We start from the raw sequence: 18,432 nt of genomic DNA on the forward strand, positions 1-18,432 counted from the left end.
CGGGTTTAAATGAGATCTGACAGCCATTTATTCGCTGCCAGGCCAGATAATTTCTGCAGAATCGCCCTTTTTATTGCAGGTTAATGTGATGTGAACAGTGCTGATTTTGCCACCTGACTGAATAGCCCATTCACCCGCTGCACGTTTTTTGTACGCCACACCAGACAATGAAATTGAAGAGCTTTCTTCCTCTCCTTTAAGAACAAGCCCAAAACCATCACTTTTCAGTGTATATCGGGTGTCCTGAAATTCAAAAACACATGGCAGTTCGCGGCATTGGATTACCCTGCTCTGACTATGTTCCCACGTCCGCCAAAAAAAGGCGCTAATCAAAATCAACAACATGACGATTATTTGAATTAGTCTGGCTGTTGTCAGTCGTTGTGCGGCCACTTTTTTCTCTCCTGTGTAACAAACTTCAAACTTTTGGCAAGAAATTGCAATAACCCAAACGGTTATGAGGTTAACGCCCTGTCATTAAAATGTTAACTCAAGTATAGTTAAGAACGAAAATGCTACTGTTGAATGCCGGGTTGTAAACAGAATTAACAGTATGATAAAGCTAAAAATCCTGTTTGGTTGCTCAGTAGTATGACGACATTAAGTCGAATGGAAAGTAAAAGTGTAGTTAATTAGAAATTGGAAGCATGCAAATGAGCCAAGTAAAGCAGCTGGAGCAAAACTACGACTATACTGTTGTCCGTCAGTTCACCCTGGTAACCATTCTGTGGGGAATTGTCGGTATGGCAGTTGGCGTATTAATTGCCGCTCAATTAGTCTGGCCACAGCTCAACTTTGATACGCCGTGGTTGACGTACAGTCGTTTACGTCCCCTGCATACTAATGCGGTTATCTTCGCGTTTGGTACCAGTGCCCTGTTCGCAACATCTTATTATGTTGTTCAGCGCACCTGTCAGACACGTTTGTTTGGTGGCCCTCTGGTCGCCTTCACCTTCTGGGGCTGGCAGGCGATCATTCTCGCCGCTGCTATTACCCTGCCTCTGGGGTATACCTCAGGTAAAGAGTACGCAGAACTGGAGTGGCCAATTGATATTGCCATTGCCGTTGTGTGGGTCGCTTACGCAGTCGTTTTCTTCGGGACGCTGATTAAACGCAAGACCTCTCACATCTACGTGGCGAACTGGTTCTTTGGCGCGTTTATCATCACGGTTGCAGTGCTTCACATCGTGAACAGCATGGCGATCCCTGTTTCCATGGGTAAGTCTTATTCGATTTACTCCGGTGCAGTTGATGCCATGGTTCAGTGGTGGTACGGGCATAACGCCGTTGGTTTCCTGCTGACTGCCGGTTTCCTCGGCATGATGTACTATTTTGTACCCAAGCAGGCTGAACGACCAGTTTACTCTTACCGTCTTTCAATCGTTCACTTCTGGGCACTGGTTTCGCTCTATATCTGGGCTGGCCCTCACCACCTGCATTACACCGCTCTGCCGGACTGGACTCAGTCACTTGGTATGGTGATGTCACTGGTGCTGTTTGCGCCTTCGTGGGGCGGTATGATCAACGGTATCATGACGTTGTCCGGCGCGTGGCATAAACTGCGCTACGACCCTATTCTGCGATTCCTTATCGTTTCCCTGTCTTTCTATGGCATGTCGACATTCGAAGGTCCGATGATGTCCATCAAGACAGTCAATGCCCTGTCCCACTACACCGACTGGACCATTGGTCACGTACACTCCGGTGCACTGGGTTGGGTGGCTATGGTGTCTATCGGTTCGGTTTACCACCTGTTGCCGCGTCTGTTTGGTCAGGAGCGTATGTACTCGATTGGCATGATCAACGCCCACTTCTGGCTGGCGACTATCGGTACCGTACTGTATATCGTTGCGATGTGGATCTCCGGCGTCATGCAGGGCCTGATGTGGCGGGCGGTCAACGCAGACGGCACCCTCACCTACAGCTTTGTAGAGTCGGTTCAGGCATCGTATCCGTTCTACTTCGTTCGTTTCATTGGTGGCTTCATCTTCCTGGCCGGTATGTTCCTGATGGCGTACAACGCTTACAAGACTATTACCGCCCCGAAAGACAGCCTCAAAGCTGTTGAAAACGTGGCATAAGGAGAGTGGCAATGAGTTCTAATCCAAAAAATCGTCACGAAATCGTTGAGAAGAATGTTGGCTTACTGGCCATTCTGATTGTGTTTGCGATCAGTTTGGGTGCTCTGGTAGAGATCACCCCGCTGATCTTCCAGAAGCAGACCAATGAACCAGTCGACAATTTGCGTCCTTATACCGCGCTTGAAATGGAAGGCCGTGATGTCTACATCCGTGAAGGGTGTAACGTTTGTCACAGCCAGATGATCCGCCCTTTCCGCGCAGAAACCGAGCGTTATGGTCACTATTCGGTAGCCGGTGAGAGCGTCTGGGAGCATCCGTTCCTGTGGGGCTCAAAACGTACCGGTCCTGATCTGGCGCGTGTTGGCGGCCGTTACTCCGATGAGTGGCACCGTGTTCACCTGATTGACCCGCGTCAGCTGGTTCCTGAGTCGAACATGCCAGGTTTCCCATGGCTTGAAGAAAACGTCCTGGACGGAAAGCTGACTCAGAAGAAACTGGAACTGTTCCGAAATCAGTATGGTGTGCCCTACACAGATGAACAGATCGCCAGTGCAGAGCAGGACGTGAAAGGTAAAACCGAGATGGATGCCATCATCGCTTACCTTCAGTCGCTCGGCCACGCAATGAAGTAAGGAGGGGTTATGGATATCGGTACGATACACAGTATTTGGACCCTGGTGCTGTTCATCAGCTTCATTGGTGTCGTTTGGTGGGCATACGGCAAGAGCCGCAAAGCACGCTTTGAGGAAGCCGCCAACCTGGTGTTTGCAGATGAAGAGCAGCACACGCAGGCGCAAGATAAAGGAGTGACCAAATAATGACTACATTTTGGAGTATTTGGATCATCGTGATTACCGTCGGTACCCTTGTTGGCTGTGCTGTGCTGCTTTACTGGTGCACCAGAGACAAGATGGGTGTTGAAGACGGTGAAGATATGGGCCACGAATACGATGGCATTCGTGAGCTGAACAGCCCGCTGCCGAAATGGTGGACCTATCTGTTCGTCGGCACATTCATCTTTGCGGCGATTTACCTGGCCCTTTACCCGGGCCTGGGTAACTACAAAGGGTTGCTTGGCTGGCAGAGTTCTGACCAAACGGTTATGAATGTTTCCCAGTCACGTGAGTCTGTAGAAGCGGCCCAACGCGACAAACTGATCGACCAGTATGCGATGGAGCTGGATGAAGCCAACACCAGTTTTGGCGAAGCCTACAAAAAGCTGGCGTTCAAATCCGATGGTGAACTGCGCCCTCTTCCTGAGATTGCAGCGGATGAAGAAGCACTGAAAGTAGGTCAGCGCCTGTTCCTGCAGAACTGTTCTCAGTGTCACGGCTCTGACGCACGCGGCCTGGTAGGTTTTCCTAACCTGACTGACGATGCCTGGCTGTACGGTGGTGAGCCGCAAGCGATCATCAACACCGTGCTCAATGGCCGTATTGGTGCCATGCCTGGCTGGATTGATGCCTTTGGTGAAGAGGGAGTAAAAGAAGTGGTTTCTTACACTCTCAGCCTTTCCGGACGTAAAGTGAATGCCCGTGAAGCCGCGGCTGGTAAAGCCCGGTTTGCAGCCTGTGCCGCCTGCCATGGTACTGACGGTAAAGGTAACCCGGCGTTCGGTGCACCGGATCTGACAGACCAGTACTGGCTGTTTGGTGACTCGCGTGAAGCAGTAACCCAAACGGTCAAGTATGGCCGTCAGGGCGTCATGCCGGCGTGGAAAGATATTTTGGGTGAGGACAAAGTGCAGTTGGTTTCTGCCTACGTCTGGAGCCTGAGTAACTCCGATAAAAAGTAACCATTCAATACAGCCCCTTTACGAAGGGGCTGCCTTTTCAGTAAGTTAAATCTGTATTTAGTTGTTGAGATTTTTTCTATGATTAAGCCCTGGTATAAACAATTCTGGCCCTGGTTTCTTATCGCGCTTCCCGGAACCGTGGTTGTGGCCAGCTTCATCACTCTCGGTCTGTTCACTAAAAACTCTGTCTCCCTTGTTGCCGAGGATTACTATAAAAAAGGTAAAGGGATCAATATCGACCTGTCCCGCATTAACGTGGCAAAAGAGCTGAATCTCGGCGCTGTGCTGCGCTCAGAGCAGGACAAAGTTCTGCTGAATCTTGATAAAGGCCAGTTGCCCCATTTCCCGGCACTGGTTGTCACCTTTACTCACCGTACCCTGCCTGACCAGGACTTCCAGATGGTTGCCAGTGCGGACGCCTCCGGCCGCTACGTGATGGCCCTGAATCACAACCTGTCTGGTCCGTGGTTTGTAGAAGTTGAACCCCATAACAAAGAGTGGTTACTGCAGGGAAAAATCAATTTCCCGTCTGACTCCCCCGTTGCATTAATGAAGTAGGCCTATGTGTAAATCGTGTTACCACTGTGGTGAAGATGTCCCGGCCAACACGGATTACGTGGTTGAGATCCTGGGTGAAAACAGGGAAATGTGCTGCCCGGGGTGCCAGTCCGTCGCGCAGACCATCGTTGAAAGCGGGCTGGTTTCCTATTACCAGTTCCGGACCGCACCGGCAGAAAAAGCCGACCTGGTGCCGGAGCAGCTGAGAAACCTTATCCATTATGACAATGAAGAGGTTCAAAGCGAGTTTGTCCGCAGCCATGATGACCATCTTGAGGTGACCCTGTCACTCGAGGGAGTGTCCTGCGCCGCCTGTGCCTGGCTGATTGAGAAACAGGTATCAGCTGAACCTGGCGTATTGTCTGTCCGGGTTAATACCACCACCAACCGCGCCCTTCTCAGCTGGGACAAATCCAAAGCCAAACTGAGTGAGCTGCTCGCAACAATACACCGTTTGGGGTACAAAGCCGCTCCGTTCGAAGCGGACAATCAGGAAGCCGCCTACCATCGCCAGATGAAGCAGTATCTCTACCGCCTTGGTATCGCCGGCCTTGCGACCATGCAGGTGATGATGCTGGCTGTTGCACTTTACCTGGAAGTCTTTGGTGATCTTGATGCGGAGTTCAAGCAGTATTTCCGCGTCGTCAGCCTTATCTTTGCCACACCGGTACTGCTCTACTCTGCTCTGCCTTTTTATCTCAATGCCTGGCGCAGTCTGCGCGCCAGAACTCTGGGGATGGATGTCCCCGTCTCCGTCGCACTGATCTTTGCCTATGTTGCAAGTCTTATGGCGACCATCAATGAAAATGGCGAAGTATTTTTCGAATCCATTTCAATGTTTACCTTCTTCCTGCTGCTTGGCCGTTTTCTTGAGATGCGCGCCAGACGGCAGGCTGCAGCAGCCAGTGCCAACCTGCTTAAACTGGTTCCGGCAATGGCGACCACCACCGATGGTAAACAGGTGGCGGTTAAGAGCCTTTCTGTCGGTGATGTGATCCGGGTGTTACCCGGGGAACATGTTCCTGCAGATGGCCGGGTCAGAAACAGCCGCATTCATATCGATGAGTCCATGTTGACCGGTGAGTCTGTCCCCGTGGTCAAAGAATCTGGTGATACCGTATATGCCGGTACCCTGAATGGGGATGAAGCTTTTGAACTGGAAGTCTCAAGTTCCAAAGCGGATTCCATGATCGCTTATATTGTCCGCCTGCAGGACGAAGCGCAGATGTCCAAACCCAAAATCGCTGAGATCGCTGACGTGGTAGCCCGCTATTTTGTGGCTGCGATTCTGGCTATCGCGGCTTTCACCTGGTTTTACTGGCATCAGAGCAAACCAGAAGACGCGTTCTGGATCATGCTGTCAGTGCTGGTTGCTACCTGCCCCTGCGCACTTTCGCTTGCAACGCCAACCGCGATCACCTGCGCTACTTCCGGGCTTGGGAAACTTGGCATATTGCTTCGCAAAGGGCATGTGTTTGAGACCCTGTGCAAAGTAAACCACTTGATCGTCGACAAAACCGGCACCCTGACTCAGGGTAACATCGAGCTGGAATCGGTCCAGGTTCTTTCAGATATTAGTGAGCAGGATTGCCTTTCGATTGCCGCAGCGATGGAGCAGCATGCCAACCACCCCATCGCACGTGCATTCCGTCCTTATCAGCATGACGGGCTTCAGGCTCTTGAAGTTAAAAACCATATTGGCTCCGGCATAGAAGCGGTCGTTGATGGCGCTCTCTGCAAGCTCGGCAGCGCCAGATATGTGACTGGTGAAGAGAGCCGGCATGATATTCCGGCGATTTACCTTTCGGTAAACAATACACTTGTCGCTGTGTTTTTCTACCATGATCCGGTACGTGAAGAGAGCGCCGAACTTATCTCAAGGCTCAATCAGGCGGGCATTAAAACCACGCTCCTGACCGGTGACAATCAGGCGAATGCAGCAGCGGTCGCACAACAGGTGGGGATTGATACTGTGATTGCCGGCGCCTCACCTCAGCAAAAGCTCGACTACCTGCAGTCACTCGATGATCACGATATCACCCTGATGATCGGTGACGGTATCAACGATGCCCCAACCCTGGCCGGTGCACACCTTTCGGTGGCGATGGGCGGAGGTACCGATGTCGCCAAGGCGTCTGCGGATATGGTTCTGCTGGGTGACAAACTGGACAGAATCATCACTGCCCGTACCCTGGCCCTCAAAACCAGGAAAATTATTCGCGAAAACCTGGCCTGGTCGTTAGGATACAATTTACTGATCCTTCCGCTCGCAGTTGCCGGGCTTGTGGCTCCCTATATTGCCGTAGTTGGTATGTCTGCCAGCTCCATTATTGTGGTGTCCAATTCACTGAGGTTGTTAAAGCAGCATGGCTAGTCTCTATATACTGATCCCAATCGCTATCATCCTGGTCTGCCTGGCTGTTGCCGTGTTCCTGTGGGCAGTCAAAAGTGAGCAATTTGAAGATCTGGAAAGACAGGGGCACAGTATCCTGTTTGAAGAAGATGACCAGGGTAAAGGTCAGCCAGATGACAAGTGACTGGATTGGCGCATTAACGGTTGGGTTTCTTGGTGCAGGACATTGCCTTGGTATGTGTGGCGGCATTGCATCGGCAGTATCGCTCACCGTCTCCGGAGACAAACCAAAGCCAGCCGGCTTAACTACATTACTGTATAACCTCGGTCGCCTGTGCGCTTATATGCTTGCAGGCGCGGTAATTGGCGGCGCCATTTCTTCCCTTGCACAGCTGGCCAGCTATAACACGGCTCTGGGCGTTCTCAGATTAGTGGCTGCTGCATTTATGATCATGCTGGCATTATACCTCGGTAAATGGTGGTACGGTTTGTTGTTTATTGAGCAGTCAGGCCAGTTTGTGTGGAAGTGGCTTTCCCCTGTTGGCAAAAAGTTGCTACCATTGCGCTCCCCGTTGCACGCATTCCCGTTTGGTTTTATCTGGGGATGGTTGCCATGTGGACTGGTCTATTCGATGCTGACCTGGGCTGCGGTCGCAGGAAGCGCATTGGATGGTGCTGTAGTTATGCTTGCTTTTGGTGTTGGTACCCTGCCTTCTATGTTATTGATTGGTATGGGCGCTACCCGGCTCCGGCAATGGCAAAAATCAGACTGGTTTCGTCAAACCGGTGCGGCTTTGCTGCTTGTTTACGGTTTGTACAGCGGATATGACGCCATAAAAATATTGTCATAAATTGTTATATCTTGTTGTTTTAATAAAAACTTTTTCACTACCTTTTATTCTGAGGAAGTGTTAAAATATTGATGTATATCAATTTAGTGCTTGGAAGTTATGATTTCTGATAAACCCGCGACCAAACGTATCCAATCGGGTGGGTGTGCTATCCACTGTCAAGATTGCAGTATCAGTCAGTTGTGTATCCCTTTTACACTGAACGAGTCTGAACTGGATCAGCTTGACGAGATTATTGAGCGCAAGAAACCCATTCAAAAAGGTCAGGAGCTGTTCAAGGCCGGAGACGAGCTGAAGTCTCTGTACGCGATCCGCTCAGGAACAATCAAAAGCTACACCATTACAGAACAGGGTGACGAACAGATCACCGCTTTCCATCTGGCAGGAGACCTGGTAGGTTTCGATGCTATTAACGATGCCGCTCACCCAAGCTTTGCGCAAGCGCTTGAAACTTCAATGGTATGTGAAATTCCATACGAAATTCTGGATGACCTGTCAGGCAAAATGCCGAAACTGCGTCAACAGATCATGCGCCTGATGAGCAATGAGATTAAAGGTGACCAGGAAATGATCCTGCTGCTGTCAAAGAAAAACGCCGAAGAGCGTCTGGCAGCCTTCCTGTACAACCTGTCTACCCGTTTTTCTCAGCGTGGCTTCAGCCCGCGTGAGTTCCGTCTTACCATGACCCGTGGTGATATTGGTAACTATCTGGGTCTGACGGTTGAAACCATCAGTCGTCTTCTGGGCCGCTTCCAGAAGTCTGAAATCCTCAGCGTTAAGGGTAAGTACATCACCATCCTTGACCATGATGCTCTTCAGGTTCTGGCTGGCGTCGTCAGCAAAGCCTGATACCCGCCGCGTCCTGCATAATGAAGTGGCCCGATAATGAGCCACTTCATATTTCTCCCCAAATTCCTTCGATTTTGCTAATACTCTTTAACCTTATAAGCTACAGTTAATAGGGAATGGTCACCTAACCTTTTGGTTTCTAAGGAGCTGGTTATGAGTATCTACAACAGAATTCTGGTTGTCGCCGACATCAACAGTGATCAGCAACCCGCCCTCGCCCGGGCAATTCAGCTCAGTGAGAGCAGCCGCTCAGAGAGCCGGATCACTTTCTTCCTGTCTATTTATGACTTCTCCTATGAGATGACTTCCATGCTGTCTTCTGAAGAGCGCGATGCAATGCGCAAAGGCGTGGTGCATCAGCGCGAGATCTGGATGAAAGAAGTCGCCCAGCCTTATCTCAAAGAAGGCATTAACTTCGAGGTTAAGGTGGTATGGCATAACCGCCCTTACGAAGCCATTATTGCTGAAGTTTTTGCCAGTGAGCATGACGTGGTGGTGAAAGCGACCCGTAAACACGACGTGCTGGAATCGGTGATCTTTACCCCAACCGACTGGCACCTGTTGCGTAAATGTCCGTGCGCCGTACTGCTGGTGAAAAACCACGACTGGCCGGTTAATGGTCATGTACTGGCTTCGGTTCACGTTGGTTCAGAGAACCCAACTCATCTCAGCCTTAACGATAAAATGGCTGAGCAGCTTAATGATATTTGTAAGCGCCTTAACGCCAATCCGGTACTGGTCAATGCCTATCCGGTGACCCCGGCTAACATCACCATTGAACTGCCAGAGTTTGATCCCGCCAGCTATACAGATGCCGTGCGTGGCCATCACCTGACATCAATGAAAGCGCTGAGACAAAAACACGGTATAGACGCAGAAAACACATACGTGGAACAGGGTCTGCCGGAAGAGATTGTACCTGAGCTGGTTCAGCAGCTCGATGCAGGGCTGGTGATCCTTGGCACTACCGGCCGCACGGGACTTTCTGCAGTGTTCATCGGAAATACCGCAGAACACGTTATTGATAAAATCAACTGCGACATTCTGGCGCTGAAACCTGAAGGGTACGTCAGCCCGCTCGACCCGCATCAATAGACAGTAAAACAATGGCATATCAGGCAGGGTGAAAACCCTGCCTTTTTTGTGTCAGGGTCTGGCGTTCAGCTCAGATTTCCGTATCATACGCACTTCAAAATCTCCCAGGTACAAGTGAACAGAGAGTTATGACCGAGCAGACACTCACCAAAGCTCAGCAGTACAATTTTAACAAACTGCAAAAACGTATTCGCCGTAATACCGGCCAGGCGATCGCTGATTTCAACATGATTGAAGATGGCGACCGTATCATGGTCTGTTTGTCAGGCGGTAAAGACAGCTTTACCATGCTGGACATTCTGATGAGCCTGCAAAAGAGCGCGCCGGTTAATTTCGAACTGATCGCTGTTAACCTTGATCAGAAGCAGCCTGGTTTCCCGGGCCACATTCTGCCTGAGTACCTGGAAGAGCTGGGTGTTCAGTACAAAATCGTTGAAGAAGACACCTACTCTATCGTTCAGGACAAGATCCCTGAAGGTAAAACTACCTGTTCACTTTGCTCGCGTCTGCGCCGCGGTATTTTGTATCGTACTGCCAAAGAGCTGGGCGTGACCAAAATTGCTCTTGGTCACCACCGTGATGATATTCTGGAAACTCTGTTCCTGAACATGTTCTACGGCGGCAAGATCAAAGGTATGCCACCTAAACTGGTGTCTGACAACGGTGAGCACGTAGTGATCCGCCCGCTGGCCTACTGCCGCGAGAAAGACATCATTAAGTACGCAGATATGCGTGAATACCCTATTATCCCATGTAACCTGTGTGGCTCTCAGCCAAACCTGCAGCGCCAGAATGTGAAGCAGATGCTGAACACGTGGGATAAGCAGTTCCCTGGCCGTATCGAGACCATGTTCCGTGCGATGCAAAACGTGGTACCAAGCCACCTGGCTGACTTCGAACTGTTTGACTTTAAGTCCATCAACCGTGACTCAGGTGTGATCAATGGTGGTGATATCGGCTTTGATAAAGAGCCAATCGCTGATCCGGAAGCTCCGCAGGAAGATGTGGTTGAATTTGACCCGTCTCTTCAACTGGATGTCACTAACATCTGATAGCTGTCAGACAGGTCTGAAACTGAAAAAGGTCGCGATAAGCGACCTTTTTGTTATTTGGCGTCCGGCAGATACGGCAGCACCCGCACGGTTTGGGCAGGCAACCGGATGCTATCTTCCGGCTTCAGCTCACTCAGGTTCACCCGTGCCCGGTTGTTTTCAACCGGGATGATGTCCCCGTTGGATACCTGCACCGGGGAAACCGTCCCGGACGGAAACTCAAGCGTCAACCCTTCCACATCAGGAGTAAACCAGCTGGCAAACATGCCGCCTAGTTCTTCAAGAATGGCCTGCATCTGCGGAAGCAGTTTTTCCATTTGCTGATAGCTGACCTGACCGGACAGTGGCTCTTTGGCCATCACCACCATGGAAAAATCACAGCGTTTTCCGCGCTCAGTATGTACGAACACCAGTGGGTTGGCCTGACGAAGATTATTATCCAGCGGCACTTTCAGTTCATAACCGCTGACATCAAGGTCTTCGTAGTGCTCTTCTTTCTCCATCCAGGCTTTTTCAAGCCGGCAGAGCGTTTTGCTGTCCGCATCGGTGAAAAACAGCCCGACTTTGACATCTTCGTGGCCTTCGGTGGCGTTGTTTTTGATTTGGCTGAACAGCTTTGAGTAGGTAAACATGTATTCCTGAGCGCTGACAGGGAATGACAGCGCCAGGCATGTCGCCAACGCGGCGACAGGGTATTTTCTCATTATTATCCGCTTCCTTTCAGGTAACTCTTATTATGGCTGACCATGGATTTCAGCTCTGAGGTGTAAGCTTCACCGCGCTCAGAGTAGGAACCCAGTTCATCAATCAGTTCAAGCGCGCTCTCTTCACTGAGTAAGTCCGCTCCGTTTGCAGCCAGCTCTGCCCTTTTGTGGCGCAGTGACTGGTAAGCACGGTTACGGTTAATGTTCATAAAGTAGGCGTGAACAGACTGCTGCACAGAGTCAAACTTGGCAACTTCATGGCTGGCCCCTTCATTGCGGCTTAGCGGCACCAGACCACACCCTTTACGATAACACCACTGACCAAAATAGTTATTTGCCTGAGTAGCAAAACGGGAGGTTCCCCACGCTGATTCGTTGGCAGCCTGGATCATTACCATGGCCGGAGGGATCTGATTAACGCGCTCCAGAGCCAGGGTCAGCCAGTTCATATCCGCCCCCTTCTCAGGCAGCGCATGGTTATACAGCCTGCTGATACGTTCAGCATAACGGTTTTGTTCATCACTGAGACGGGTGCCACTTTCAAGCGACGTCAGCATCTCTTCCAGATGCTGACGTTCTGTAACGACCCGTTCATTCTCAAGCGCAACCTTTGGCAGCAGGTAATCAAAGAAGGCCTGCTTCTTCTGTTTAACATCAGTGATTTCGGCAAAGTCTGGCTTTGGTCCGCTTACTGTTGGCTGTGGCTTAGTCTGAGGCACAAGCTCCTCTTCCCGCTCACTTTCAAACCAGATAATAAAAACCGCCATCGAAACGATGGCGGCAAGAGTAATTTTGATCGACTTACGCATCAAAGGTTCCCGGATGATCTTTCGGGGGTGAAGCCGGGTTCGGTACATCCGTTGCCACAATCTTCAGCCTGATCCCGAACATGTTTCGGTACAGCACGCCTTTTACATGGAAGTAGAAAGGCACCACAAAAATCAATCCAATCCCGTAGAACAGCATCGCTACGACGAACATCATCATGATGACGAAGTAGATACCTGCCAGTGGCAGGATCTTGCGGTTTACTGCCCTTAGTGACAACAGCAGAGAGCGCATCGGTGTCACCCGCTTCTCACAAATAAGAAGAATGGACTGGCTGAATGCAATTGTCAGATAAATCGATACCAGCGGCAAGATTGCGGTGGCGATCTGCTGCAACATCAGGCTGAACAATGTGGCAATGATCACAGGAATAGTGAACTGTAATCCTTTGGCCATGTGACGCGAGCGGGTACGAAGACCAGCAGCGTGGCTCATCGCCATCAGACTGATCCCCGCATACAGCGGCGCGCTGATCACTTCATAGCTGAAGTTGGCGACAGATACGGACTGGATCAGGTCCATGTTAATCAGGCTCGGATCTTTCACCATATCAAGCAGTACATTGATGTCACCCAGCTGAAGCTTAAGGGCAACAAAGAAAATCCCAATCTGAATAAGGATCAGAGCAATGATGGCCGGAGAAAAGCTGAGAAAGTGGCGGATGGTGCACTTCCAGGCTTCCTGAATAACAGCGGCCGGAGAAAGCTCATACTGTCCGGACAACGCCGTTTCTACGGAGCCGCCCAGGTTGAAGTCTTTTTCAATTTCGTGGTTGTTCATATTGTTTTCCATGAACAGCTTCGGCTGAACAAAAGATGAGTGTTGCGCGACATTATAGGGTTGCAGCCAGAGCGATCAAACAGGAAACGTAATAAGCGCTTTTTTTTACAGCCTTTTTGTCGAATAATTGTACAGCAACCTGAGAAATCTCAGTTACCACCAAGTATGGTAGAAGTCTTTGGTTTTAACCTGCAAAAAAAATCTGTTTCAAAGTAAGAAATTGCTTTGCGAACAAGGGATACAGATTTATGATTCGTGCCCTGAAAATCGGACTCGTTATGGCCTTTCTGCAGGGGCCTGATTGGAGAAATACAGACCTTGAAACAACCATCTTATGTAGTGCAGCTCTCATCAGTTGATAAGAGCTTTGACGGAAAGCAAATCATTGGCAACCTTGAACTTAATGTAAATCACGGTGAGTTTTTAACCATTCTTGGCCCGTCGGGCTGTGGTAAAACGACTGTATTACGCATGATTGCCGGTTTTGAATCCGCAGACAGCGGCAGCATTCAGATTGCTGGCCAGGATGTGACAAATCTTCCCGCTGAGCAGCGCCACGTGAATACGGTGTTTCAGAGTTATGCCCTGTTTCCTCACATGACAGTATTCGACAATGTGGCTTTTGGCCTGCGCATGCAAAAAGTGCCAGCTGCTGAGATTGAACCACGTGTGAACGAAGCACTGAAAATGGTACGTTTGGGCCACATGGCGCATCGCAAACCCCATCAGCTTTCCGGTGGTCAGCAACAGCGTATCGCAATTGCCCGTGCAGTAGTGAACAAGCCTAAAGTTCTGCTGCTGGATGAATCCCTGTCTGCGCTGGACTATAAACTGCGTAAACAGATGCAGATCGAGCTGAAACAGCTTCAGCGCCAGCTGGGTATTACCTTTATCTTTGTTACCCACGATCAGGAAGAAGCCTTGTCGATGTCTGACCGCATCATCGTAATGAAAGACGGTAAGATCGAGCAGGATGGCACTCCGCGTGAAATTTACGAAGAGCCTAAGAACCTGTTCGTTGCCCGCTTTATTGGTGAAATCAATGTATTCCACGTCACAGCGACCGAGCGTCTGGATGAAAAGCGCATCCGCGCTGACATTGAAGGCATTGAGTCTGTAGTGTACTACGACAAGCCCGTAGAGGCCGGAGACAAACTCCAGGTGCTGCTGCGCCCGGAAGATCTGCGTCTGGAAGAAATTAAAGAAAGCGAAAACAAAGGCATCGTTGGCCACGTTGTTGAACGTACCTATAAAGGCATGACCCTGGATTCAGTGGTTGAGCTCGATTCAGGCATGCGCGTGATGGTCAGTGAGTTCTTTAACGAAGATGACCCGGATGTAGACCACTCACTGGGACAAAAAGTAGCAGTGACCTGGGTTGAAAGCTGGGAAGTGGTGCTGGCCGATGAAGAAGCTTAATCTGCAAAACGCCATCATCAGCCTGATTGTCGGATGGCTGGTGATTTTCGTTCTGATCCCCAATGCAATGATCATTGGCACGAGTTTCCTGACCCGTGACGAAGCCAACCTGATCGAGATGACCTTTACCCTGGAGAACTATGCCCGACTGGCTGACCCTCTCTACTTCAAAGTTCTGGGCCACTCTTTCTATATGGCATCCGTTGCAACGGTACTGTGTCTGGTGATCGGTTATCCGTTTGCATACATCATTGCCAAAATGCCTGAGAAGTGGCGTCCGATCATGCTGTTTCTGGTGATCGTACCTTTCTGGACCAACTCACTGATCCGGACTTACGGTTTGAAAATCGTGCTGGGTACCCAGGGCATTCTGAACAAGAGCCTGATGGCACTGGACATCATTGAGCGCCCTATCCGTATTATGTACACCGAGTCAGCGGTGATGATCGGCCTGGTTTACATCCTGCTGCCGTTTATGATCCTGCCGCTCTACTCGGCGATTGAGAAGCTTGATGGTACGTATATTGAAGCAGCGCGTGACCTTGGCGCGAACAAAATACAGACCTTCCTGAAAGTGATCCTGCCGCTGACCGGCCCGGGTATCATTGGTGGTTGTCTGCTGGTTCTGCTGCCGGCACTGGGCATGTTCTACATTTCCGACCTGCTGGGCGGAGCAAAGAACCTGCTGATTGGTAACGTCATTAAGAGTCAGGTGCTCAATGCGCGTGACTGGCCGTTTGGCGCGGCCACCAGCATCGCACTGACGGTTGCGATGGCGGTTATGCTGTATGCCTACTACCGGGCTGGCAAGCTACTTAACAAAAAAGTGGAGCTGGAATAATGGGAAAATCAACCAAGATTGGATTTATGGGGTTGGTCTACCTGTTTTTGTACCTCCCTATCATCGTACTGATCGCCAACTCATTTAACGCCAACAAATTTGGGATGAAATGGGGCGGCTTTACCATGAAATGGTATGACGCGCTGCTGAACAACGACAGCCTGATGCAGGCCGCCTGGCACTCGCTGACCGTTGCCGTATTCTCGGCAACTGCGGCGACCATCATTGGCAGCCTGACCGCTGTTGCCCTGTTCCGTTACCAGTTTAAAGGTAAAGGTGTGGTCAACGGTCTGCTGTTTATCGTGATGATGTCACCGGATATTGTGATGGCAATTTCATTGCTGGCGCTGTTTCTGGTGGTGGGTTTCCAGCTGGGCTTCCTCACCCTGTTTTTTGCCCACATCACATTCTGTCTGCCGTTTGTCGTGGTGACGGTTTACAGCCGCCTGAACGGCTTTGACGTGAAGATGCTGGAAGCAGCTAAAGACCTGGGCGCAAGCGAATGGACCATCCTGAAACAGATCATCCTGCCGCTGGCAAAACCGGCGGTGGCAGCAGGCTGGCTGCTGAGCTTTACCCTGTCGCTGGATGACGTGATCATCAGCTCATTCGTCACCGGCCCGACTTATGAGATCCTGCCACTGAAGATCTATTCAATGGTGAAAGTTGGCATCTCACCAGAAGTGAACGCGCTGGCGACCATTATGCTGATCGTATCACTGGTTCTGGTGGTGATTTCCCAGCTGCTGGCGCGGGAAAAAGTGAAATAATTTCAGAGTCCTTTTCTGAAAGGCAGCAGCACGGGCTTTCCTGTGCTGCTTTTTTATACCCGGAGTAAATTTCACTCCGGTTTATTAATCACGTTTGGTTTGGAGCTAACGTAAATGAAAAAGTGGTCTACTTTACTGACTGGTAGTGCCTGCGCGCTGTCCCTGCTGACCGGCCCGGTGGCAGCAAGCGAAAAATCCGATGAACTGGTATTTATGAACTGGGGACCTTACGTTTCCAGCGATATCCTGCAGCAGTTCACCAAAGAAACCGGTATTAAGGTTATCTACTCGACTTACGAGTCGAACGAAACCCTGTATGCCAAGTTAAAGACACATAACCAGGGTTACGACCTGGTTGTGCCGTCGACTTACTTTGTCGCCAAGATGCGCGATGAAGGCATGTTACAGAAGATTGATAAATCAAAGCTGAGTAACTTCTCTCAGCTGGATACCAACTACCTGGACAAGCCGTACGATCCAAACAACGACTACTCCATTCCACACGTGGTCGCGATTACCGGCCTTGCAGTGAATACCGAAATGTATGATCCGCAGGACTTTACCAGTTGGGCTGACCTGTGGAAGCCGGAACTGGAAGGTCAGGTCATGCTGATGGACGACACCCGTGAAGTATTCCACATTGCGTTGCGTAAGCTGGGCTACTCTGGTAACTCGACCGATGATGCGCAGATTGATGAGGCATACACTGAACTGCAAAAGCTGATGCCTAACGTACTGGTGTTCAACTCCGATAACCCTGCTAACCCATACATGTCCGGCGAAGTTGGCGTGGGTATGTTGTGGAATGGCTCCGCCGCTGCCGCGCAGGCAGAGGGTCTGCCACTTGAGCTGGTATTTCCGAAAGAAGGCGGCATTGGCTGGGTAGATAACTTTGCCATTACTGCCAATGCGACAAATGTGGAAGCCGCGCACAAGATGATCGACTTCCTGCTGCGCCCGGAAATTGCTGAAAAGATCTCGCGCAATGCGGGTTATCTGACCGGCGTGAAAGCGTCAAACGATAAGTTTAAAGATATCGACCCGCTGTTCCCGTCTCAGGAAGATCTGGACCGCGTGGAGTGGCAGGCAGCAGTTGGCGACAAGACGCTGAAATACGAAGAGTATTTCCTGAAGCTCAAAGCTGCACAATAAAACATCACAGGGCAGCATCGCTGCCCTTTTTCATACCCGCAAAAAAACTGTGGCTGTCAACCCGCAGCGCTTTTTCCTTACCGTATTTTAACGTATAATTCGCGGCTCAAGTTCACTGGAGTGCCGATTCCAATCTGTAACTCAGGGCAAGATAATTACTGCCTTCCCTGTCCGGCTCTCCCCACAATCAGGTATAGCGACAAATGAAAACTTGCTCTAAGCTGTTTGCTGGTATTATCAGTCTATCCGCCCTTTTCTCTGTTTCTTCTCAGGCTGCCGAAGAACTCTATTTCTACAACTGGTCTGAATACATCCCAGGTGAAGTTCTTGAAGACTTTACCGAAGAAACGGGCATCAAGGTTATCTACTCTACCTACGAGTCTAACGAGAGCATGTATGCCAAGCTCAAGACTCAGGGTAAAGGTTATGACCTTGTGGTTCCTTCTACCTACTTTGTGTCTAAGATGCGCAAAGAAGGCATGCTGCAAAAGCTGGACAAAAGCAAGCTGAAGCATTTTGCTGATCTTGATCCTAACTACCTGAACAAACCGTTCGATCCAGGCAACGACTACTCTATCCCATACATCTGGGGTGCGACCGGTATTGGTGTAAACACCGATATGCTGGACAAGTCTTCTGTAACCAAATGGGCTGACCTGTGGGACAGCAAATGGGTTGGCCAGCTGATGATGATGGATGACTCGCGTGAAGTCTTCCACATTGCACTGACCAAACTGGGTTACTCAGCCAACACCACCAACCCGGATGAGATCAAAGCTGCTTACGAAGAGCTGAAGAAGCTGATGCCAAACGTACTGGTATTCAACTCAGACTTCCCGGCGAACCCATACCTGGCTGGTGAAACATCTATCGGTATGCTGTGGAACGGTTCGGCATACATGGCTCGCCAGGAAGGCGCATCTATCGAGATCGTATGGCCGGAGAAAGGCACTATCTTCTGGATGGACAGCCTGGCTATCCCGGCTGGTGCGAAAAACACCGAAGCAGCACACAAGATGATCGACTTCCTGCTGCGCCCTGAAAACGCGGCTAAGATTGCAATGGAAATCGGCTACCCAACACCGGTTAAAACCGCTTACCCGCTGCTGCCTAAAGAGTTTGCTGAAGATAAGAACGTCTTCCCACCTCAGTCTGTGATGGACTCAGGTGAGTGGCAGGATGAAGTCGGTGAAGCAGCTACGCTTTACGAAGAGTACTTCCAGAAGCTGAAAGTTAATATGTAATGTAATATCAGAGCGGCGCAAGCCGCTCTTTTTTTGTTTCGCATTCTATACTCAAAAGAG

The 18,432-nt window shown here is 50.3% G+C and carries 20 protein-coding genes; 16 read left to right on the forward strand and 4 right to left on the reverse strand.

Features of this window, described 5'->3' with window-relative positions; genetic code table 11:
* Positions 1–27: 27 nt before the first annotated feature.
* Complete coding sequence (locus ACVB80_RS18035) at positions 28–393, reverse strand: hypothetical protein (RefSeq protein WP_481082682.1); 366 nt, start codon at positions 391–393, stop codon at positions 28–30.
* A 260-nt stretch (positions 394–653) separates the two neighbouring features.
* Here ACVB80_RS18035 and ccoN point away from each other — a divergent pair, with 260 nt between their 5' ends.
* The 11 genes from ccoN to ttcA all read left to right on the forward strand — a co-directional run bounded on the left by ccoN (position 654) and on the right by ttcA (position 10,634).
* Positions 654–2,081, forward strand: coding sequence for a cytochrome-c oxidase, cbb3-type subunit I (ccoN, locus tag ACVB80_RS18040; protein WP_481082683.1), 1,428 nt, complete (start codon positions 654–656; stop codon positions 2,079–2,081).
* A gap of 11 nt (positions 2,082–2,092) precedes the next feature.
* Positions 2,093–2,713, forward strand: coding sequence for a cytochrome-c oxidase, cbb3-type subunit II (ccoO, locus tag ACVB80_RS18045; protein ID WP_481082684.1), 621 nt, complete (start codon positions 2,093–2,095; stop codon positions 2,711–2,713).
* 9 nt (positions 2,714–2,722) lie between these two features.
* Positions 2,723–2,899, forward strand: a complete 177-nt coding sequence (locus tag ACVB80_RS18050; protein ID WP_481082685.1) for a cbb3-type cytochrome oxidase subunit 3 — start codon at positions 2,723–2,725, stop codon at positions 2,897–2,899.
* Entirely contained in the window at positions 2,899–3,876 is a 978-nt protein-coding gene (gene ccoP, locus ACVB80_RS18055) for a cytochrome-c oxidase, cbb3-type subunit III (RefSeq protein ID WP_481082686.1), read from the forward strand. Before ACVB80_RS18050 ends, ccoP begins: the two co-directional genes overlap by 1 nt.
* A 78-nt stretch (positions 3,877–3,954) precedes the next feature.
* The gene (locus tag ACVB80_RS18060) at positions 3,955–4,434 is read left to right on the forward strand and encodes a FixH family protein (RefSeq protein WP_481082687.1); all 480 of its coding nucleotides are present in this window, start codon (positions 3,955–3,957) and stop codon (positions 4,432–4,434) included.
* A 4-nt stretch (positions 4,435–4,438) separates the two neighbouring features.
* Positions 4,439–6,808, forward strand: a complete 2,370-nt coding sequence (locus ACVB80_RS18065; protein ID WP_481082688.1) for a heavy metal translocating P-type ATPase — start codon at positions 4,439–4,441, stop codon at positions 6,806–6,808.
* Positions 6,801–6,971 (forward strand): cbb3-type cytochrome oxidase assembly protein CcoS, encoded by a 171-nt coding sequence (gene ccoS / locus ACVB80_RS18070; RefSeq protein WP_481082689.1) that lies wholly within the window; start codon positions 6,801–6,803, stop codon positions 6,969–6,971. Before ACVB80_RS18065 ends, ccoS begins: the two co-directional genes overlap by 8 nt.
* Entirely contained in the window at positions 6,961–7,638 is a 678-nt protein-coding gene (locus ACVB80_RS18075; protein WP_481082690.1) for a sulfite exporter TauE/SafE family protein, read from the forward strand. The genes ccoS and ACVB80_RS18075 overlap by 11 nt, the downstream gene beginning before the upstream one ends.
* Positions 7,639–7,737: 99 nt before the next feature.
* Complete coding sequence (locus ACVB80_RS18080; RefSeq protein WP_481082691.1) at positions 7,738–8,487, forward strand: FNR family transcription factor; 750 nt, start codon at positions 7,738–7,740, stop codon at positions 8,485–8,487.
* A gap of 153 nt (positions 8,488–8,640) precedes the next feature.
* A complete protein-coding gene (uspE, locus tag ACVB80_RS18085) occupies positions 8,641–9,582 on the forward strand; it encodes a universal stress protein UspE (RefSeq protein ID WP_481082692.1) in 942 nt (313 codons plus the stop codon).
* Between the two features lie 128 nt (positions 9,583–9,710).
* Positions 9,711–10,634: a tRNA 2-thiocytidine(32) synthetase TtcA gene (gene ttcA, locus ACVB80_RS18090; protein WP_481082693.1), complete on the forward strand. Its 924-nt coding sequence runs from the start codon at positions 9,711–9,713 to the stop codon at positions 10,632–10,634.
* Positions 10,635–10,687: 53 nt separating this feature from the next.
* On the opposite strand, the gene ACVB80_RS18095 is transcribed toward ttcA, so the two are convergent.
* The 3 genes from ACVB80_RS18095 to ACVB80_RS18105 are packed head-to-tail and all read right to left on the reverse strand — an operon-like array spanning position 10,688 to position 12,946.
* Positions 10,688–11,338, reverse strand: a complete 651-nt coding sequence (locus ACVB80_RS18095) for a DUF2987 domain-containing protein (RefSeq protein WP_481082694.1) — start codon at positions 11,336–11,338, stop codon at positions 10,688–10,690.
* A gap of 2 nt (positions 11,339–11,340) precedes the next feature.
* On the reverse strand, positions 11,341–12,147 hold the full coding sequence (locus ACVB80_RS18100) for a glucosaminidase domain-containing protein (protein WP_481082695.1): 807 nt from the start codon (positions 12,145–12,147) through the stop codon (positions 11,341–11,343).
* Positions 12,140–12,946, reverse strand: coding sequence for a hypothetical protein (locus ACVB80_RS18105; RefSeq protein ID WP_481082696.1), 807 nt, complete (start codon positions 12,944–12,946; stop codon positions 12,140–12,142). Before ACVB80_RS18105 ends, ACVB80_RS18100 begins: the two co-directional genes overlap by 8 nt.
* Before the next feature lie 300 nt (positions 12,947–13,246).
* Here ACVB80_RS18105 and potA point away from each other — a divergent pair, with 300 nt between their 5' ends.
* From potA to ACVB80_RS18130, 5 genes are all read left to right on the forward strand, one after another.
* Positions 13,247–14,365: a spermidine/putrescine ABC transporter ATP-binding protein PotA gene (gene potA, locus ACVB80_RS18110; protein ID WP_481082788.1), complete on the forward strand. Its 1,119-nt coding sequence runs from the start codon at positions 13,247–13,249 to the stop codon at positions 14,363–14,365.
* On the forward strand, positions 14,352–15,206 hold the full coding sequence (potB, locus tag ACVB80_RS18115) for a spermidine/putrescine ABC transporter permease PotB (RefSeq protein ID WP_481082697.1): 855 nt from the start codon (positions 14,352–14,354) through the stop codon (positions 15,204–15,206). Before potA ends, potB begins: the two co-directional genes overlap by 14 nt.
* Positions 15,206–15,976 carry a spermidine/putrescine ABC transporter permease PotC gene (potC, locus tag ACVB80_RS18120; protein WP_481082698.1) on the forward strand — a complete coding sequence of 257 codons (771 nt, stop codon included), beginning with the start codon at positions 15,206–15,208 and terminating at the stop codon, positions 15,974–15,976. The genes potB and potC overlap by 1 nt, the downstream gene beginning before the upstream one ends.
* 114 nt (positions 15,977–16,090) lie before the next feature.
* The gene (locus ACVB80_RS18125) at positions 16,091–17,128 is read left to right on the forward strand and encodes an extracellular solute-binding protein (RefSeq protein WP_481082699.1); all 1,038 of its coding nucleotides are present in this window, start codon (positions 16,091–16,093) and stop codon (positions 17,126–17,128) included.
* 203 nt (positions 17,129–17,331) lie between these two features.
* Positions 17,332–18,372 (forward strand): extracellular solute-binding protein, encoded by a 1,041-nt coding sequence (locus tag ACVB80_RS18130; protein ID WP_481082700.1) that lies wholly within the window; start codon positions 17,332–17,334, stop codon positions 18,370–18,372.
* Positions 18,373–18,432: the final 60 nt, after the last annotated feature.

The organism is Vibrio sp. 9-16B-A1 (genome assembly GCF_056726165.1).

What these genes read in the sequence shown, in the direction of transcription:
- ccoN (WP_481082683.1), top strand. Translation starts at nt 654, where the DNA reads ATGAGCCAAGTAAAGCAGCTGGAGCAAAACTACGACTATACTGTTGTC.
- ccoO (WP_481082684.1), top strand. Translation starts at nt 2,093, where the DNA reads ATGAGTTCTAATCCAAAAAATCGTCACGAAATCGTTGAGAAGAATGTT.
- ACVB80_RS18050 (WP_481082685.1), top strand. Translation starts at nt 2,723, where the DNA reads ATGGATATCGGTACGATACACAGTATTTGGACCCTGGTGCTGTTCATC.
- ccoP (WP_481082686.1), top strand. Translation starts at nt 2,899, where the DNA reads ATGACTACATTTTGGAGTATTTGGATCATCGTGATTACCGTCGGTACC.
- ACVB80_RS18060 (WP_481082687.1), top strand. Translation starts at nt 3,955, where the DNA reads ATGATTAAGCCCTGGTATAAACAATTCTGGCCCTGGTTTCTTATCGCG.
- ACVB80_RS18065 (WP_481082688.1), top strand. Translation starts at nt 4,439, where the DNA reads ATGTGTAAATCGTGTTACCACTGTGGTGAAGATGTCCCGGCCAACACG.
- ccoS (WP_481082689.1), top strand. Translation starts at nt 6,801, where the DNA reads ATGGCTAGTCTCTATATACTGATCCCAATCGCTATCATCCTGGTCTGC.
- ACVB80_RS18075 (WP_481082690.1), top strand. Translation starts at nt 6,961, where the DNA reads ATGACAAGTGACTGGATTGGCGCATTAACGGTTGGGTTTCTTGGTGCA.
- ACVB80_RS18080 (WP_481082691.1), top strand. Translation starts at nt 7,738, where the DNA reads ATGATTTCTGATAAACCCGCGACCAAACGTATCCAATCGGGTGGGTGT.
- uspE (WP_481082692.1), top strand. Translation starts at nt 8,641, where the DNA reads ATGAGTATCTACAACAGAATTCTGGTTGTCGCCGACATCAACAGTGAT.
- ttcA (WP_481082693.1), top strand. Translation starts at nt 9,711, where the DNA reads ATGACCGAGCAGACACTCACCAAAGCTCAGCAGTACAATTTTAACAAA.
- ACVB80_RS18095 (WP_481082694.1), bottom strand. Translation starts at nt 11,338, where the DNA reads ATGAGAAAATACCCTGTCGCCGCGTTGGCGACATGCCTGGCGCTGTCA.
- ACVB80_RS18100 (WP_481082695.1), bottom strand. Translation starts at nt 12,147, where the DNA reads ATGCGTAAGTCGATCAAAATTACTCTTGCCGCCATCGTTTCGATGGCG.
- ACVB80_RS18105 (WP_481082696.1), bottom strand. Translation starts at nt 12,946, where the DNA reads ATGAACAACCACGAAATTGAAAAAGACTTCAACCTGGGCGGCTCCGTA.
- potB (WP_481082697.1), top strand. Translation starts at nt 14,352, where the DNA reads ATGAAGAAGCTTAATCTGCAAAACGCCATCATCAGCCTGATTGTCGGA.
- potC (WP_481082698.1), top strand. Translation starts at nt 15,206, where the DNA reads ATGGGAAAATCAACCAAGATTGGATTTATGGGGTTGGTCTACCTGTTT.
- ACVB80_RS18125 (WP_481082699.1), top strand. Translation starts at nt 16,091, where the DNA reads ATGAAAAAGTGGTCTACTTTACTGACTGGTAGTGCCTGCGCGCTGTCC.
- ACVB80_RS18130 (WP_481082700.1), top strand. Translation starts at nt 17,332, where the DNA reads ATGAAAACTTGCTCTAAGCTGTTTGCTGGTATTATCAGTCTATCCGCC.